1 rRNA gene is annotated in these 1745 nt (G+C 52.4%); it reads right to left on the bottom strand.

The features are described from left to right. Window positions 1-49: 49 nt before the first annotated feature. A 16S ribosomal RNA gene (locus EDF81_RS23815) occupies window positions 50-1589 on the bottom strand. Between the last annotated feature and the right edge of the window lie 156 nt (window positions 1590-1745).

A 1745-nucleotide genomic window follows, 5' to 3' on the forward strand; every position in this document is an offset into this window, starting at 1 on the left:
TTTTCATCAGACAATCTGTGTGGACACTGCGAAGGCAGGTTCTTTCAGGTAAGGAGGTGATCCAACCGCAGGTTCCCCTACGGTTACCTTGTTACGACTTCACCCCAGTCATGAATCACAAAGTGGTAAGCGCCCTCCCGAAGGTTAAGCTACCTACTTCTTTTGCAACCCACTCCCATGGTGTGACGGGCGGTGTGTACAAGGCCCGGGAACGTATTCACCGTAGCATTCTGATCTACGATTACTAGCGATTCCGACTTCATGGAGTCGAGTTGCAGACTCCAATCCGGACTACGACGCACTTTATGAGGTCCGCTTGCTCTCGCGAGTTCGCTTCTCTTTGTATGCGCCATTGTAGCACGTGTGTAGCCCTACTCGTAAGGGCCATGATGACTTGACGTCATCCCCACCTTCCTCCAGTTTATCACTGGCAGTCTCCTTTGAGTTCCCGGCCGAACCGCTGGCAACAAAGGATAAGGGTTGCGCTCGTTGCGGGACTTAACCCAACATTTCACAACACGAGCTGACGACAGCCATGCAGCACCTGTCTCACGGTTCCCGAAGGCACTAAAGCATCTCTGCTAAATTCCGTGGATGTCAAGAGTAGGTAAGGTTCTTCGCGTTGCATCGAATTAAACCACATGCTCCACCGCTTGTGCGGGCCCCCGTCAATTCATTTGAGTTTTAACCTTGCGGCCGTACTCCCCAGGCGGTCGACTTAACGCGTTAGCTCCGGAAGCCACTCCTCAAGGGAACAACCTCCAAGTCGACATCGTTTACGGCGTGGACTACCAGGGTATCTAATCCTGTTTGCTCCCCACGCTTTCGCACCTGAGCGTCAGTCTTTGTCCAGGGGGCCGCCTTCGCCACCGGTATTCCTCCAGATCTCTACGCATTTCACCGCTACACCTGGAATTCTACCCCCCTCTACAAGACTCTAGCCTGCCAGTTTCGAATGCAGTTCCCAGGTTGAGCCCGGGGATTTCACATCCGACTTGACAGACCGCCTGCGTGCGCTTTACGCCCAGTAATTCCGATTAACGCTTGCACCCTCCGTATTACCGCGGCTGCTGGCACGGAGTTAGCCGGTGCTTCTTCTGCGAGTAACGTCAATCACTAAGGTTATTAACCTTAATGCCTTCCTCCTCGCTGAAAGTGCTTTACAACCCGAAGGCCTTCTTCACACACGCGGCATGGCTGCATCAGGCTTGCGCCCATTGTGCAATATTCCCCACTGCTGCCTCCCGTAGGAGTCTGGACCGTGTCTCAGTTCCAGTGTGGCTGGTCATCCTCTCAGACCAGCTAGGGATCGTCGCCTAGGTGAGCCATTACCCCACCTACTAGCTAATCCCATCTGGGCACATCTGATGGCAAGAGGCCCGAAGGTCCCCCTCTTTGGTCTTGCGACATTATGCGGTATTAGCTACCGTTTCCAGTAGTTATCCCCCTCCATCAGGCAGTTTCCCAGACATTACTCACCCGTCCGCCGCTCGTCACCCGAGAGCAAGCTCTCTGTGCTACCGCTCGACTTGCATGTGTTAGGCCTGCCGCCAGCGTTCAATCTGAGCCATGATCAAACTCTTCAATTTAAAGTTTGATGCTCGAGAATTAAAACTGTTCATTCATAAATGAATTTACTGTTGTTCACTCTGAGACTTGGTATTCATTTTTCGTCTTGCGACGTTAAGAATCCGTATCTTCGAGTGCCCACACAGATTGTCTGATAAATTGTTAAAGAGCAGTGC

The organism is Enterobacter sp. BIGb0383, assembly GCF_003751845.1.
In the GTDB taxonomy this organism is placed as follows: domain Bacteria; phylum Pseudomonadota; class Gammaproteobacteria; order Enterobacterales; family Enterobacteriaceae; genus BIGb0383.